16 protein-coding genes and 2 rRNA genes (1 of these 18 cut by a window edge) are annotated in these 16,538 nt (G+C 38.1%); 1 reads left to right on the forward strand and 17 read right to left on the reverse strand.

Features of this window, described 5'->3' with window-relative positions; translation table 11 throughout:
* Positions 1 to 21 precede the first annotated feature (21 nt).
* From veg to metG, 6 genes are all read right to left on the reverse strand, one after another.
* Positions 22 to 285, reverse strand: a complete 264-nt coding sequence (veg, locus tag JFU54_RS04265; protein WP_002009653.1) for a biofilm formation stimulator Veg — start codon at positions 283 to 285, stop codon at positions 22 to 24.
* A 238-nt stretch (positions 286 to 523) separates the two neighbouring features.
* Positions 524 to 1,387, reverse strand: coding sequence for a sporulation peptidase YabG (gene yabG / locus JFU54_RS04270; RefSeq protein ID WP_002009651.1), 864 nt, complete (start codon positions 1,385 to 1,387; stop codon positions 524 to 526).
* A gap of 117 nt (positions 1,388 to 1,504) precedes the next feature.
* On the reverse strand, positions 1,505 to 2,383 hold the full coding sequence (rsmA, locus tag JFU54_RS04275; RefSeq protein ID WP_002091590.1) for a 16S rRNA (adenine(1518)-N(6)/adenine(1519)-N(6))-dimethyltransferase RsmA: 879 nt from the start codon (positions 2,381 to 2,383) through the stop codon (positions 1,505 to 1,507).
* The gene (rnmV, locus tag JFU54_RS04280; RefSeq protein WP_002029323.1) at positions 2,380 to 2,937 is read right to left on the reverse strand and encodes a ribonuclease M5; all 558 of its coding nucleotides are present in this window, start codon (positions 2,935 to 2,937) and stop codon (positions 2,380 to 2,382) included. The genes rsmA and rnmV overlap by 4 nt, the downstream gene beginning before the upstream one ends.
* A 260-nt stretch (positions 2,938 to 3,197) precedes the next feature.
* Entirely contained in the window at positions 3,198 to 3,965 is a 768-nt protein-coding gene (locus JFU54_RS04285) for a TatD family hydrolase (protein ID WP_201063796.1), read from the reverse strand.
* Between the two features lie 165 nt (positions 3,966 to 4,130).
* Positions 4,131 to 6,113: a methionine--tRNA ligase gene (gene metG, locus JFU54_RS04290; protein ID WP_002029324.1), complete on the reverse strand. Its 1,983-nt coding sequence runs from the start codon at positions 6,111 to 6,113 to the stop codon at positions 4,131 to 4,133.
* 519 nt (positions 6,114 to 6,632) lie between these two features.
* Between metG and JFU54_RS04295 the strand changes: the two genes are divergently transcribed.
* Positions 6,633 to 6,917 (forward strand): transition state genes transcriptional regulator AbrB, encoded by a 285-nt coding sequence (locus tag JFU54_RS04295; RefSeq protein WP_000843037.1) that lies wholly within the window; start codon positions 6,633 to 6,635, stop codon positions 6,915 to 6,917.
* A gap of 20 nt (positions 6,918 to 6,937) precedes the next feature.
* Here JFU54_RS04295 and rsmI read toward each other — a convergent pair whose 3' ends face one another.
* The 11 genes from rsmI to JFU54_RS04350 form a co-directional block, all read right to left on the reverse strand.
* Positions 6,938 to 7,813: a 16S rRNA (cytidine(1402)-2'-O)-methyltransferase gene (gene rsmI / locus JFU54_RS04300; protein ID WP_201063797.1), complete on the reverse strand. Its 876-nt coding sequence runs from the start codon at positions 7,811 to 7,813 to the stop codon at positions 6,938 to 6,940.
* Positions 7,782 to 8,072: a GIY-YIG nuclease family protein gene (locus JFU54_RS04305; protein WP_002130207.1), complete on the reverse strand. Its 291-nt coding sequence runs from the start codon at positions 8,070 to 8,072 to the stop codon at positions 7,782 to 7,784. Before JFU54_RS04305 ends, rsmI begins: the two co-directional genes overlap by 32 nt.
* Entirely contained in the window at positions 8,059 to 8,799 is a 741-nt protein-coding gene (locus JFU54_RS04310) for a tRNA1(Val) (adenine(37)-N6)-methyltransferase (protein WP_002029328.1), read from the reverse strand. Before JFU54_RS04310 ends, JFU54_RS04305 begins: the two co-directional genes overlap by 14 nt.
* 120 nt (positions 8,800 to 8,919) lie before the next feature.
* Complete coding sequence (yabA, locus tag JFU54_RS04315; protein ID WP_002009639.1) at positions 8,920 to 9,270, reverse strand: DNA replication initiation control protein YabA; 351 nt, start codon at positions 9,268 to 9,270, stop codon at positions 8,920 to 8,922.
* 14 nt (positions 9,271 to 9,284) lie between these two features.
* Positions 9,285 to 10,112 carry a PSP1 domain-containing protein gene (locus JFU54_RS04320; RefSeq protein ID WP_002009637.1) on the reverse strand — a complete coding sequence of 276 codons (828 nt, stop codon included), beginning with the start codon at positions 10,110 to 10,112 and terminating at the stop codon, positions 9,285 to 9,287.
* 5 nt (positions 10,113 to 10,117) lie between these two features.
* A complete protein-coding gene (holB, locus tag JFU54_RS04325; RefSeq protein WP_002009636.1) occupies positions 10,118 to 11,101 on the reverse strand; it encodes a DNA polymerase III subunit delta' in 984 nt (327 codons plus the stop codon).
* A gap of 35 nt (positions 11,102 to 11,136) precedes the next feature.
* A complete protein-coding gene (tmk, locus tag JFU54_RS04330) occupies positions 11,137 to 11,763 on the reverse strand; it encodes a dTMP kinase (protein WP_002009634.1) in 627 nt (208 codons plus the stop codon).
* Position 11,764: 1 nt separating this feature from the next.
* Positions 11,765 to 13,186 (reverse strand): aminotransferase class I/II-fold pyridoxal phosphate-dependent enzyme, encoded by a 1,422-nt coding sequence (locus tag JFU54_RS04335; protein WP_033708702.1) that lies wholly within the window; start codon positions 13,184 to 13,186, stop codon positions 11,765 to 11,767.
* Positions 13,187 to 13,265: 79 nt separating this feature from the next.
* The gene (locus JFU54_RS04340) at positions 13,266 to 13,445 is read right to left on the reverse strand and encodes a sigma factor G inhibitor Gin (RefSeq protein ID WP_201063798.1); all 180 of its coding nucleotides are present in this window, start codon (positions 13,443 to 13,445) and stop codon (positions 13,266 to 13,268) included.
* 198 nt (positions 13,446 to 13,643) lie between these two features.
* Positions 13,644 to 13,759, reverse strand: a 5S ribosomal RNA gene (gene rrf / locus JFU54_RS04345).
* Between the two features lie 49 nt (positions 13,760 to 13,808).
* Positions 13,809 to 16,538 (reverse strand): 23S ribosomal RNA (locus JFU54_RS04350); it runs 192 nt beyond the window's last position.

Genomic DNA, 16,538 nt, shown 5'->3' on the forward strand with positions numbered 1-16,538 from the left:
ATATATGTAACAAAAAATACATTAATTATAAAATACTTCATTTTGAGATTCATCGTAAAATGTTAGCTCTACTGTCTCTGTTAAAACATCTGCATAACTATAAGATACACGTTGCAATGCATCTTCTTGCTGGTCTAATTGTACAACAAACACAGAACGATACGTTTCTGCAAGTACACCTGATTGCTCCACAGTTTTTCTTCTCCCACTATTTGCCTTTAACATAAGTCGCTGTCCAAGATGGTGATCTAATTCGCTTTTAATTTCATCTAAACGTTTTGACATATACTTTGCTACACCTCGCTGTAATTTAGATTGAACACTTAAAACACGATATATCTATCCCAATTATTAACCGCAATTCACAGACAATATCATTATAAAAGCATCATGCGTTCAAATAGATAGAAGAAATACTATATTCTAAAAGTATCATTGTATAGTCTGCACGTTCTTGCCGCTTTTTATCCAGACTCATTTAAATCATTTCCACATAAAAAAGCAAGATACGTATGTACCTTGCTCATTCGTCATAATGTTGAAAGGGCAATCCTGTTCGTAAAATCCCTCTTGTTTCAATTCCGCCTAGTCCCTTTTCGCCAGTAATTGTATTACGCACAACGTCCCATACATTTACTCTTTCCATAAATGAAGTGAAACTAATTTTGCCAACTACATATACAGGATCTAGAGCATGAATATTAATTCTAGACGGTGAACTAGCAAAATTAGCACCTGCCCGAATCAACGCCTCAAAGTGTGATTGACAAGCCCCAGCAAAAATAACGAGTTGATCTAACGATGGATACTTTTTCCGCACTTCTCGAACGGCCTGTACAAAATGTCTAGAATGTCTATATGCTGCTAAATCTCCCATAACTCCTTTTGACTTTGTATATGCATCATGTCCTGTAATAACTAAAATGTCTGGGCGAAAATGATCTATTAAGTCTACTACCTTTTCATGCATCTCCGTTTCCTTACAATGAATACCTTGAACAGGAACGCCTATTTTATTATATAAATCTAAGCACTTGCGCAAATATAAAGGATCTCCATCTATATGCAATACACGTCCTGGCATTTGAAAATAATTCACTTCACTTGTATATCCACCAGTTGAATTATGTTCATGTCTTTGTTTCATCAACACGTAATCTTGCTGAAACAACCGGTAAGTACGCTCCATCGTTTCTTTTTCACGCTTCACTCTATTTTTATGTTCTCGTTGATCTATACTAACTAAATCTGCAAGTGGTGCATCCGCCACAAGTCTAATTTCCTCTCCAAATAATATTGCCATATCGCCTTTTATTTCTATAATACGAAAAAGAATATCCCTATTATGAGAATATCGTTCAACTAATTCTCCAACATGTAAATCCATTCTCCTACCTCCAAACTCCAAACTCGTTAGGCCATCTTACCTGTTTTTAAAGTATGAATTTAGGAAAGGAAAGGTGACAAAAGGGACAGCTCAAGTTGAACTGTCCCTTTCATATTCTTATGACAATTTATGAAGAATTAATGCATTACTTAATGTTGCAAACTCTTCGATAGATAGCGTTTCGCCTCTTCGCTTCGGATCAATTCCTACTTCTGTCAAAATTCGATCCAACAGCTCTTTATCTTTCGGGAAACCATTTAAATTATTTGATAAATTATTCATTAAAGTTTTACGACGCTGTGCGAAACTTGCTCGTACTACTTCAAAGAAGAAAGTTTCATCTGTCACTTCCACAACTGGTTTAGGACGCTTTAGAAGACGGATAATCGCAGAATCAACATTTGGTTGTGGCACAAACACTGTACGCGGTACAGTCATAACTGTTTCTACCTCTGTATAATACTGAATGGCAATTGATAAAGAACCATACTCTTTCGTTCCTGGTTTAGCAGCTAAACGATCCCCAACTTCTTTTTGCATCATAACAACAAATCCACGAACCGGTAATTTTTCTTCAAGCAATTTAAATAAAATTGGCGTTGTAATATAGTATGGTAAGTTAGCTACTACCATTACATCTTGCCCTTCTTCAAATTGCTCACTAAACACTTCATGTACATCTGCTTTTAGTACATCTTTATTTATAACTGTAACGTTGCTATATGGAGCTAACGTCTCGTCTAAAATTGGTAATAATCTCTGATCAATTTCAAAAGCCACTACTTTTTTAGCACGCTTTGCCAATTGCTCTGTTAACGCACCGATACCTGGTCCAATTTCAATTGCGCCACTTTCTGAACCGATTTCTGCGTGATCAACGATACGATTTAATACATTCGTATCAATTAAAAAATTTTGTCCTAAACTTTTTTTGAATGAAAATCCATACTTTTCAACAATGTCTTTCGTACGATTTGGTGTTGCGATATCCTTCATTTTTTTTCCTCCTGTATTACTTGCTTATAAGCTTCTGCAAATGATTCCTTTGAAACCTGAAACATTTGTAAACGTTTATGTAACTGTTTTGCGTTTGTATAACCAATCTTTAATAGCTTACCCACTCTTTCTCTGCGACTCTTTGCCATTTCTCCGCCCACTAAGCCCGCATCGACTAGATCACTCCAACTAATTTCACTTGTGTAAGCTTCCATTTCTTCATGTATATTCTCTAAAGCACGGCGAATCGACTCATTAGAAGCATGTTCGATTCCAACACCTTTTTTCCTTTTAGCAAGTGCTTCTTCCTTCGTTAAAAAAGCATGCTTACATCCAGGAACCTTGTCAGAAATAATTTTTCGAATACGCTCTCCAGGATAATCCGGATCTGTGAAAATAATAACGCCTCGTTTTTGCTGCGCTAATTTAACTTGCTCAATAACGTGATCACCGATTGCTGAACCGTTCGTTTCGATTGTATCCGCATCAACAGCACGTTTAATCGCAACTGTATCATCTTTACCTTCTACAACGATAATCTCTTTAATTTTCATGCTTGCCTCCACACTCTTTTCATCTCTACTTAGTAAAACAAAAAAATGACGACTTTTCCATTATTATTTTCCCAATCGTACATTTTAAAAAGTAGAAGAGAAAAATCTTTGTTCACTATCCTTATTGTAACACTTCTATCTCCATCTTAATTTATCCGCAATATTTCTACACTTATGTTATGAGTAAATAGTTGGTTCTTATCACTTCTACTATCTCTCTTCTCAAAAAATAAAAAAAGAATGGGACTCCCCATTCTTTTTTATTCAACACCAAATAAGGATTTGGCATTCTTTGTTGTTACTTGTGCTACTTCGTCATAAGAAATTCCTTTTAAATTCGCAATTTCTTCTGCTACCAGTTTTACATAACTAGGTTCATTTCGTTTCCCTCGAAATGGGTGTGGTGTTAAATACGGGCAATCTGTCTCTATCAATAATTTTTCTAACGGAATCTCCATAGCAACTTCTTTCGGTTTCTTGGCATTTTTAAATGTTACTGGACCACCTAATGAAATTAAAAAGTTCATATCGACACATCGCTGCGCTACTTCTACACTACCGCTAAAGCAATGCATAATGCCCCCTACTTCAGCTGCATTCTCTTCCTCTAGGATATCAACAATATCTTGAGTTGCATCGCGGTTATGTATAATAATCGGTAATTCCACCTTTTTCGCTAATGCAATTTGTTTACGGAATACTTCCTTCTGTATTTCTTTTGGAGACTTATCCCAGTGATAATCTAATCCCATTTCCCCAATTGCAACTACTTTAGGATGAGCCGCTAATTCTTCTAACCAAGCTAAATGTTCTTCTTTCATATCGATTGCATCAACAGGATGCCATCCAACTGCAGCGTAAATAAAATCATAAGCCTCTGCTAATTCAATTGCTTTCTTTATCGTTACTTCATCAAATCCAACAACAACTGTATATGTAACTCCCGCTTCTTTCATTCTCGCGATAACTTCTTGTAAATCTTCTTCAAATTGCTCTGCATTTAAATGTGAATGTGTATCAAACAACATAATAAATAACTCCTTTTATATTGAAATCAATTCTCTCATAGAAAAACTACACTCTTTCTAACTTAACGATAACAATACTTCAATTTTAATGCAAAAAACGGAATGTAAAAAGAAAAAAGACGCTTCACCAATGTTACACGTGAAACATCTCTTTTCTTGTCTCAATTACTTGATTTTTGTACCATTTGGTAAATTCTGGTCAATTGATGCTAATGACAATACGCCATTCTCTTCACCTGCTAAAATCATACCTTGTGATAATTCACCACGTAATTTTACAGGTTTTAAATTCGTTACACAAATAACCTTTTTACCTTTTAGTTCTTCTGGGGAATAGAATTTAGCAATCCCAGAAACCACTTGACGCTTCTCTGTACCTAAATCAAGCTGAATTTTTAACAACTTATCTGCTTTTTTCACAGGTTCAGCGGATATTACTTCAGCTACTCGTAATTCTACTTTAAAGAAATCATCAATTGTAATTTCTTCTGCCTTTGGTTCTTCTGCTTTTTTCTCTTCTACTTTAGGAGCAGAACCTTGCATTTGTTCTTTAATATACCCCACTTCTACTTCCATTTCCAAACGAGGGAAGATTGGGTTTCCTTTTTCTACTTTTGTTCCAGCTGGAATACATCCAATTGTAGATAGGCTTTCCCAAGATTTATGCGCCTCTTCAGTAAGTCCAAGTTGAGCAAACATCTTACTTGGTGCTACTGTTAGGAATGGCATAAGCATAATACCTGTTTGACGAAGTACCTCAGCTAAGTGGGCCATTACAGACGCAAGTTTTTCGCGATCATTCTCATCCTTCGCTAATACCCACGGCTGCGTTTCATCAATATATTTGTTCGTACGGCTAACTAATTGCCAAATGGAACTTAGCGCTACAGAGAATTCCATATTCTCCATTGCCTCTTCTACTTTTTTCAATGTATCTTTGGCAAATGTCACTAACGTTTCATCGAACTCAGTTACATTTGCTTTAAATGCAGGGATTTCCCCGTTAAAGTATTTATCAATCATAGCTACTGTACGATTTAATAAGTTACCTAAATCATTCGCTAAATCAAAGTTGATTCGTTCAACAAATCCTTCTGGTGTGAATACTCCATCAGATCCAAATGGAACTTCGCGAAGTAAGTAGTAACGCAATGCATCTAATCCGTAACGATCAATTAGTGTAACTGGATCTACTACGTTTCCTTTTGACTTACTCATTTTTCCATCCTTCATTAAAATCCAGCCATGAGCAAAGACTTTCTTCGGAAGTGGTAAATCTAAAGCCATTAAAATAATTGGCCAATAAATTGTGTGGAAACGAACGATTTCTTTCCCAACTAAATGGACATCTGCTGGCCAGAATTTTTTATACTTCTCTTCATTTTCTGTTCCGTATCCTAATGCAGTAATGTAATTAGACAACGCATCTACCCATACGTAAATAACGTGTTTTGGGTTACCTGGAACACGAACTCCCCAGTCAAATGAAGTACGAGAAACAGCTAAATCTTCTAATCCTGGTTTAATGAAGTTATTAATCATTTCATTTTTACGGGACTCCGGCTGAATGAAATGTGGGTTATCTTCATAGAACTTTAATAGTCGGTCTACATATTTACCCATTCTAAAGAAATAAGACTCTTCGCGAACAAGTTCTACAGCGTGACCACTATCTGGGCTTTTTCCGCCAACTACTTTGTCACCTTCCATAATTGGATCTACTAATTGATGCGCTGTATAGAATGTTTCATCTTGTACAGAATACCAACCTTCATATTCATCAAGATAAATATCGCCTTGATCTACTAGCTGCTTGAAGATTTTCTCAACAACATCTTTATGACGATCTTCAGTTGTACGAATAAAATCATCATAAGAGATATCCATCTTCTCCCAAAGTTCTTTAATCCCTGATACAATGTTATCCACATATGCCTGTGGTGTAACATTTAGTTCTTCTGCTTTCTTTTGGATCTTCTGTCCATGCTCATCAGTTCCTGTTAAATAATGAACATTGTATCCTTGCATACGCTTATATCGTGCCATCGCATCTCCTGCTACTGTCGTATAAGCATGTCCAATGTGTAACTTTCCACTTGGATAATAAATTGGGGTAGTAATATAAAAGGACTTATTTTCCTCTTTCATCGTTTTGGACCTCCCGAATAACCTCATATGTATTTATAAACAGTATATCAAAAACTCATATATAAAGTGAAACTTTAATCCGTGGAGAGGGTTCATCCCCCATGGATTATTAGCCCACACCAATCGGGCTTTTACGAGCAGCCCGACTCCCACTTAACTTCTTTGCTCCGGCTAAATTTTAAAGTGGGAGTCTTACTGCTCGCAAATAGCGGGATAAAAACGAGTTAATGCTCGATATCTTTATCATCTATTACTCATATTCAAAAAAAATATACAATATATTTCCCGAAAAGTATAAACATTACAAAAAAATACAAAACAATTGTAGAAATGACTTACATTCTATCATATATAAGAAGTATAAAAATCTATAAATCTTTTTTTAAAATATAGAATTTAATAATTGACGGAAATGTAAATGATTGGTATCATATGTCCATAGGGTATTTTGTCGAAAAATGACGAATCAAAAAAATAGACTCGAAACTTATAAACTATTTATTTAGGAGGAAAAGAATTATGAAATCTACTGGTATCGTTCGTAAAGTTGATGAATTAGGTCGTGTAGTAATTCCAATCGAATTACGCCGTACTTTAGGTATTGCAGAAAAGGATGCTCTTGAAATCTACGTTGATGATGAAAAAATCATCTTAAAGAAATATAAACCAAACATGACTTGCCAAGTAACTGGTGAAGTATCTGATGGTAACCTATCTTTAGCTGAAGGTAAAATTATCTTAAGTAAAGAAGGCGCTGAACAAGTCTTAAACGAACTTCAAGATTATATCGAAACAGCAAAATAAGCTTCTCAATTATGAGAAGCTTATTTTTTATCCACATGATAGATTTGATATACGTCTCGTTTCGACAAATCTCGATCTTTAGCGACTGTTTTTATCGCTTCTTTTGAATTCATACCTTTTTCATTTATATAATGTTCAATATGATTATATACTGAAATAGCTTCCCACCATTGTTCTTCTGGAGTAGGTTCTTCTGTTGAACCTGCTACTAAAATACAAAACTCACCACGAACTTCATTTTGCTTCGTCCACTCAATCCCTTCTTCAATTGTTCCACGAATAAACTCTTCAAATTTTTTCGTTAGCTCACGACATAATACGATTTCCCTATTTCCTAATACTTCTTGCATAGAGATTAAAGTATCATCTAAACGATGTGGCGCCTCATAAAACATCATTGTAGTTGGAATATAGCGTAGCTTTTCTAATTCAAGCTTACGTCCCTTTTTATTTCTTTGCAGGAAACCATAGAAATAAAAATGTTTTGTCTCAAGTCCTGATGCAATCAATGCTGTAAGGGCTGCATTTGCCCCAGGAAGCGGGATAACATGATATTGTTCTGCTACAGCCTCTACAACGATATCATAACCAGGATCTGAAATACATGGCATACCAGCATCGCTCACAATGGCTACAGTCTTACCTTCTTCTAACTTATCTAAAATTTTCCGTCCACTTACTCCTTTATTATGCTCATGATAACTCATAACTGGTGTTTCAATTTCAAAGTAATTACAAAGTTTCTTCGTTTGCCTTGTATCTTCCGCTGCAATAATGTCTGCCTCTTTTAAAATTCGGATTGCACGAAATGTCATATCCTCTAAATTTCCGATTGGAGTCGGTACTAAATATAAAACTCCCTTTTCATTTTGCTGAAAGCTTTTTTGCTGCCACATAGCGTTCTCCTTTTTGCATATATTCTTCTTTTTTTTTCCTCGTTAACTGCTTAAAGTGATACTCAGCTTGCATAGCCGTTCGCTTATCCTCATGATCCTCTACATATTTTAAAACAACTGGAAGTCTAGCGCGTGTATATCTAGCACCTTTTCCACTATTATGGGTCTGAATCCGTTTTTCTATATGATTCGTGTATCCAGCATAATAACTTCCATCAGAACACTCCACCACATAAAAACAATGCTTATTCTTCTCCATATAAAATTGAACGAAGCTCCTTTGTATATTCATTGTTTTCTTCATATACAAAAAGAGGTGGTAAGATTTTTAAATCAGCATTCCCATCCTTAATTCCTTCAATTAACAATGTATTCGCTTCTTTACCAGCCTTAGGATAAACAAATCGCACACGTTTCGGTTCAATTTTGTATTTACGCATTAATGTGACGATGTCGAGCAAACGACCTGGACGATGCACAAACGCTACTTTCCCACCCTGCTTCACTAGCTGGCTACTTGCGTATACAACATCTTCTAGTGTGCACATAATTTCATGACGAGCTATCGCTAAATGTTCATTCATATTCTTCTCAGAAGTTTGTGGTGTTTGAAAATAAGGAGGATTACATGTTACAACATCATATTGATGACGTCCAAGTTTCTCCGGCATATCTTTCAAATCTCCATGGATTAAATGAATTCTTTCTGCTAAATTATTGTATTGAACGCTTCTTATTCCCATATCATATAAGCGCTCTTGAATTTCTACACCTGTAATTTTCCCTTTTGTCCTTGTACTTAATAAAAGAGGGATAACTGCGTTACCTGTACACAAATCAAGTAAATTACCTTTTTGAATTGGCACCCAAGCAAAATCTGCAAGTAAAACAGCATCCAAAGAAAAATTAAATACTGATGGACTTTGTACAATCTTCATATCTTGCGCTAATAAGTAATCTAAACGCTCATCTTCATATAAATTCATATATTGCTCCCTTTCTTACACTTAACCTACCCTATTTCATCTTCTATTAATGTAAAAATAAATTTCATTCTACTCTCATGTATAAAAAATTACCTTTCCAATTATATTGGAAAGGTAATCTCACTTTTTATTTAAAAATGACAGACAGAATAAACAATCTCCCTCTTTACGTACACTTCCATAATGTAGATTGCAAATATGAAAACCTTCTTGATATAGTCTCGCTAGATTATCGTAGCCTTCACCAATATCTGTCTTCGCCTTCATTTCTTTGCGTTTTTGAGTTTTTTGTTTTTCCTTGTTCTGCACTTCTTCAAAACGATGTCGCAAATTTTCATTTTCCATTTTTATATGTTGGTTTTCTTCCAATAATTCTGCAAGATGTTGTTTTAATTCTCCCAACTGTTTGTATAAATGTCCAATTTGCTCTTCCATACTAGAAACCGATGCAAAAATATCCTTTTTCTCCACAAGCACCCACCTCATTAATCTGTGGTTTGACTCGAAACGACCCCTTTATTCATTAATTCATCTAACGTATATTCTACTATCCGTTCCTTGTCTACTAGTTCCACTTGAATTAATCTTTCTAAAATATTTAATCCGATAACACGGCCAGTACCGTGCGGTGTTTGTATACGTTGATCTAAATCAGGAAGTTGTTCCTTTGCTGCCTCATATTCATCATTCTCATATTTTAAGCAACACATTAAGCGACCACATAAACCAGAGATTTTTGCAGGATTTAATGATAAATTTTGATCCTTTGCCATTTTAATGGATACAGGTTCAAAATCTCCTAAAAAAGTAGAACAACAAAGCATACGACCACATGGACCAATACCACCAAGCATTTTTGCTTCGTCACGAACGCCGATCTGTCTCAGCTCAATTCTTGTCCTAAAAATTGCCGCTAAGTCTTTCACTAGTTCCCGGAAATCAATCCGACCATCCGCAGTAAAGTAAAAAATAATCTTATTACGATCGAACGTATACTCTACATCTACAAGCTTCATATCAAGATTATGTTCTCCTACCTTTTGTTGACAAACTTGATATGCTTCTTTCGCAGCATGCCTATTCTCTTCAACAATGGTACGATCATTTTCATTTGCAATACGAATAACTTTTTTTAGCGGTAATACAACGTCATTTTCATCAACTTGCTTTTTGGTAATAACTACTTTTCCGTACTCAATACCTCTTACCGTTTCTACAATTACAAACTCATTTTCTGAGATATCGAACTGATTCGGATCAAAGTAATATACCTTTCCGGCCTTCTTAAAGCGAACACCTACTACATCATACAAAACGGTCATCCCTCCTGCAACCGCAACACTAACTGTTCGAACACAAGCTGCGCATTTACATTAGCGTTGATTCTATTTTTTGCCTCTAATATATTAAAGAGAGCTGATACAATGCGCTTCTGAGCATAAGAAAAGGATTCAAACATCTCTTTCTGCTCATGAAAAACAAGACGATCTTCTTCTCCAAGTTGAACATATAATAAATCCTTATAAATAAGGAGTAACATATCTAAGCCTTGCTGTAATTGTTCTTTCTCTCCAAAGTGCTTTCCCCATTTTTCTTGTACAAAAAAAATAGAGGCCTTATCTTTTTCGAGCGCTTCACATAATTTTATCACTAAAGCTCTCGCTTGTGCAAACCATTCATCATTACACATTAATAAAGCTTCTTCAAAACTATTTGTAAGCTGCGCAGCAAGTGTAGATAAAGAAACTGTAATACCTTCTTCCTCTAACCTCTTAATTAAAGATTCTGTAGGCAACGGCCTAAACGTAACAACTTGACAACGAGATAAGATTGTATTTAAAATCTGATGACTTTGTTCAGTAAGTAAAATAGCTGTTGTATCACTACTTGGTTCTTCTAAAAACTTTAAGAGCGTATTCGCTGCATTTGCTGTCATACGATCTGCATGCTCAATAATATATACTTTTTTATTTGCTTCTAATCCTGTTTTTGAAAACTCTTCTTGTAAATCATGAATTTGCTGTTTTTTAATAGATAATCCATCTGGTTTTACAATATGTAAGTTTGGGTAGTTACCTGAATCAATTCGGCGACAATTCGTACATACATGACAAGGCTCTACACCATTTCTTTGTGAACAGAGAAAACTTTTTGCCATTTGAATTGCTGTGGCGAACTTCCCAGTCCCTTTCCCTCCCTCTAACAAGTAAGCGTGGGATATACGCTCTTTTGCAATGCTATTCATCAACATTTTGACACCGATGGGCTGTATAGCAGAAAGCTGCTCCCACGTATTTATCATACTGCATACCTCACTTATTTCATTCTTTCCTTCTATTATAACAATTTATCTTCTATAATCTGAACAACTTCTTCTATAAGTTTTTTCATTGGTTGATCAGCATTTACTAATACAATGCGATTAGAGAAACGCTCTACAACTTGTAAATACCCTTCACGCACACGTTTATGGAAAGAGATATCTTCCATATCTAGTCGATTTACTTCACGTCCTGCATCTTTTCCAATTCGTGCTAAACCTACCTCTGGCTCAATATCTAAATAGATTGTTAAACTAGGCATACAATCTTCCGTTGCGAAACGATTAATTTCAAATACTTTATCCATACCTAAGCCTCTTGCATATCCTTGATATGCTAAAGAGCTATCTATAAAACGATCACATAGTACAAGATAGTTTTCCTCAAGTGCTGGCATAACTTTTTCCACTAAATGTTGTCTACGTGCAGCAGCATATAAGAGCGCCTCTGTACGTGCTTCCATCATCGTATACTCTTGTTTATGTAAAATTGTTCTAATATCTTCAGAAATTGCAATACCACCCGGTTCTCTGGTCGCCATTACCTTTTGTTCCTTTTGCTCAAAATATGGTAATAAACTTTTAATTAATGTTGTTTTACCCGAACCTTCTGGCCCTTCAATTGTTACAAATAATCCCTTCATCCTAAAACCTACTTTCTATATCATACACGTTCATATATTGCGTACTACCTTGAAAACGAGCCCCTGTTTTCTCTAAATGAGTAATTTGCTTTGTATGTTCTTGAGTAATTCTCTCTCCATACATGATCAATGGAATTCCAGGTGGATACGGAATCACCATTTCTGCAGCTATCATACCAACGGCTTCTTCTATAGATACTAACTTCGTTTCGTATCTCTCTAATTGTTTATACGTATACGGTAAAGGGGAAATCTCCCCTTTATAAGTATAACGAATTGATACTGTCTTGTCTTTTACCTTATATTGCTGCATAGCTAATCGAATGATCTCTATAGCTTTCATATACCCCTCATTTACTTGTAACGGTAATATAAATAGGACGTTATATGGATCTGCCATTTCCGTATATATACCGACTTTTTCAAATACAGACTGTAATTCATACCCCGATAACTGACAGCGAGTTTGCACCGTAACTTTTAATTCATCTTGCGATGGATATTGCAAAATGGCTATTTGTGGGATAGATCGCAATCCTTCTTTAAATCGGCGTAAAAACTCAACGATTTCATCATGACCCTCTTCCTTTATAACTGCTATTGCAAAACGTGCTATATCAAGAGAAGCCATAATTGGATACGATGGGCTACTAGATTGTAGCATACTTAAATAGGAGGAAACTTTTTCTTCGCTCACCAAACGGCTATTTATATGTAAATAAGATCCCATTGTCATCGCAGGTAATGTTTTATGTGCGGAATGGACCACAATATCCGCACCATAAACTAATGCTGACTTCGGGAAGGGGTCCCCTATACAAAAATGCGCCCCATGGGCTTCATCTACTAGAACAGGAATTTTATGTGCATGTGCGTAAGCGATACTTGCCTCTAAATCAATTCCCATACCATAGTAATTAGGATGTGTTAAAATAAGTGCTTTTGCATTTGGATACTTTGTAATTGCCTCCTTAATAATTTCATCATGAACACCTACTGGTACGTTATGTACTTCATCAATCCATGGATTTAAAAAGACCGGATTAGCCCCTGCTAATTTCAAACCATTAATGATCGATTTATGACAATTTCTTTGTACGAGGACAATATCATGTTCGCCGCAGCAAGACAAAATCATTGCTAAATTTCCAACTGTTGAACCATTAATTAAAAAATAACTTTTGTGCACGCCATATACTTCAGCTAATAATTGCTGTGCTTCATCTATACATTCAAACGGGCTATGTAAATCATCTAATCCCGTTAACTCTGTTACATCAATTGATAATATGTCCTTAAACCCCCCTGAAGCTTTCTGAGGGAAGTTTAAACCATTCTTATGACCAGGAACATGAAAAGATAGTAGTCGCCTTTCTTTAAATTCCATTAGCGCCTCATATAAAGGCATACGATTTTGATTCATATATATCTCTTCCTTATTATTCATTCTGTATCTATTATACAGATATTAGGGCAAAAAAAATAATAGGCATAATGCCTATTTAAAAATATGATACTTCTAATTTTCGCAGTTGTTTTAAATAATGTATATACTTCGGGTCAGTTGTCTCAGTATTCACCAGATTTCTTTCGCACTCGTAACATATTAAATTATTATATACATATATTCCTTCCTCTCTTTTTGTCTCACAAACGATGCAAATTTCACTTGGTAATTTCATAATCTTTCCTCCCTTTTTAAATAAACATATTATATACCTCTATTCCTTAACAAATTTCCGGAAAATATACATCAATTTTTTATATAATATGATTTATTCTTGGGCAACGTGTTTGTATTACTTATGTATTCCCTTTACTTCTTTCATGTACTGTTTAAAAACAAAAAAACACAAGTCAAAAGACTTGTGTTTTAGCTTGCTTGGCGACGTCCTACTCTCACAGGGACAAGGTCCCAACTACCATCGGCGCTAGAGAGCTTAACTTCCGTGTTCGGTATGGGAACGGGTGTGACCTCTCTGCCATCATCACCAAACTATGAAGGTATATTCCTTCAAAACTAGATAACATTTGCTTCATATTATATGGTTAAGTCCTCGATCTATTAGTATTCGTCAGCTCCACATGTCACCATGCTTCCACCTCGAACCTATCAACCTGATCATCTTTCAGGGATCTTACTAGCTTACGCTATGGGAAATCTCATCTTGAGGGGGGCTTCATGCTTAGATGCTTTCAGCACTTATCCCTTCCGCACATAGCTACCCAGCTATGCCCTTGGCAGAACAACTGGTACACCAGCGGTGCGTCCATCCCGGTCCTCTCGTACTAAGGACAGCTCCTCTCAAATTTCCTGCGCCCACGACGGATAGGGACCGAACTGTCTCACGACGTTCTGAACCCAGCTCGCGTACCGCTTTAATGGGCGAACAGCCCAACCCTTGGGACCGACTACAGCCCCAGGATGCGATGAGCCGACATCGAGGTGCCAAACCTCCCCGTCGATGTGGACTCTTGGGGGAGATAAGCCTGTTATCCCCGGGGTAGCTTTTATCCGTTGAGCGATGGCCCTTCCATGCGGAACCACCGGATCACTAAGCCCGACTTTCGTCCCTGCTCGACTTGTAGGTCTCGCAGTCAAGCTCCCTTATGCCTTTGCACTCTACGAATGATTTCCAACCATTCTGAGGGAACCTTTGGGCGCCTCCGTTACACTTTAGGAGGCGACCGCCCCAGTCAAACTGCCCACCTGACACTGTCTCCCGGGTCGATGAGACCCGTAGGTTAGAATTTCAATACAGTCAGGGCGGTATCCCACCAGCGCCTCCACCGAAGCTAGCGCTCCGGTTTCAATGGCTCCCGCCTATCCTGTACAAACTGTACCAAAATTCAATATCAGGCTACAGTAAAGCTCCACGGGGTCTTTCCGTCCTGTCGCGGGTAACCTGCATCTTCACAGGTACTATAATTTCACCGAGTCTCTGGTTGAGACAGTGCCCAAATCGTTACACCTTTCGTGCGGGTCGGAACTTACCCGACAAGGAATTTCGCTACCTTAGGACCGTTATAGTTACGGCCGCCGTTTACTGGGGCTTCAGTTCAGAGCTTCGCTTACGCTAACCCCTCTCCTTAACCTTCCAGCACCGGGCAGGTGTCAGCCCCTATACTTCGCCTTACGGCTTCGCAGAGACCTGTGTTTTTGCTAAACAGTCGCTTGGGCCTATTCACTGCGGCTTTCCGTTAAGAAAGCACCCCTTCTCCCGAAGTTACGGGGTCATTTTGCCGAGTTCCTTAACCAGAGTTCTCTCGCACACCTTAGGATTCTCTCCTCGCCTACCTGTGTCGGTTTACGGTACAGGCACCTTTTATCTCGCTAGAAGCTTTTCTTGGCAGCGGGGAATCAAAGACTTCGCTCCATAAGGAGCTTCCCCATCACAGCTCAGCCTTCACGATAAGCGGATTTGCCTACTTATCAGCCTAACTGCTTGGACGTGCACAACCAATCGCACGCTTCTTCTATCCTTCTGCGTCCCTCCATTGCTCAAACGATAAAGAGGTGGTACAGGAATATCAACCTGTTGTCCATCGCCTACGCCTGTCGGCCTCGGCTTAGGTCCTGACTAACCCTGAGCGGACGAGCCTTCCTCAGGAAACCTTAGGCATTCGGTGGACGGGATTCTCACCCGTCTTTCGCTACTCATACCGGCATTCTCACTTCTAAGCGCTCCACCAGTCCTTCCGGTCTGACTTCACTGCACTTAGAACGCTCCCCTACCACTGATACCATTGGTATCAATTCGCAGCTTCGGTGGTGTATTTAGCCCCGGTACATTTTCGGCGCAGAGTCACTCGACTAGTGAGCTATTACGCACTCTTTAAATGGTGGCTGCTTCTGAGCCAACATCCTAGTTGTCTAAGCAACTCCACATCCTTTTCCACTTAATACACACTTTGGGACCTTAGCTGGCGATCTGGGCTGTTTCCCTCTTGACTACGGATCTTATCACTCGCAGTCTGACTCCTAAGGATAAGTCATTGGCATTCGGAGTTTGACTGAATTCGGTAATCCGATGAGGACCCCTAGTTCAATCAGTGCTCTACCTCCAAGACTCTTACACTTAAGGCTAGCCCTAAAGCTATTTCGGGGAGAACCAGCTATCTCCAGGTTCGATTGGAATTTCTCCGCTACCCACACCTCATCCCCGCACTTTTCAACGTGCGTGGGTTCGGGCCTCCATTCAGTGTTACCTGAACTTCACCCTGGACATGGGTAGATCACCTGGTTTCGGGTCTACGACCACGTACTAAACGCCCTATTCAGACTCGCTTTCGCTGCGGCTCCGCCTCTTCAGCTTAACCTCGCACGGGATCGTAACTCGCCGGTTCATTCTACAAAAGGCACGCCATCACCCATTAACGGGCTCTGACTATTTGTAGGCACACGGTTTCAGGATCTCTTTCACTCCCCTTCCGGGGTGCTTTTCACCTTTCCCTCACGGTACTGGTTCACTATCGATCACTAGGGAGTATTTAGCCTTGGGAGATGGTCCTCCCAGATTCCGACGGAATTTCACGTGTTCCGCCGTACTCAGGATACATTCAAGAGAGAACGAAGTTTCGACTACGGGGTTATTACCCTCTGTGACGGACCTTTCCAGGTCGCTTCGTCTACCTCGTTCCTTTGTAACTCCGTATAGAATGTCCTACAACCCCAAGAGGCAAGCCTCTTGGTTTGGGCTAGATTCCGTTTCGCTCGCCGCTACTCAGGAAATCGCATTTGCTTTCTCTTCCTCCAGGTACTTAGATGTTTCAGT

It is taken from the genome of Bacillus sp. TH19, from assembly GCF_016651075.1.
GTDB classification, from domain to species: Bacteria; Bacillota; Bacilli; order Bacillales; family Bacillaceae_G; genus Bacillus_A; species Bacillus_A mycoides.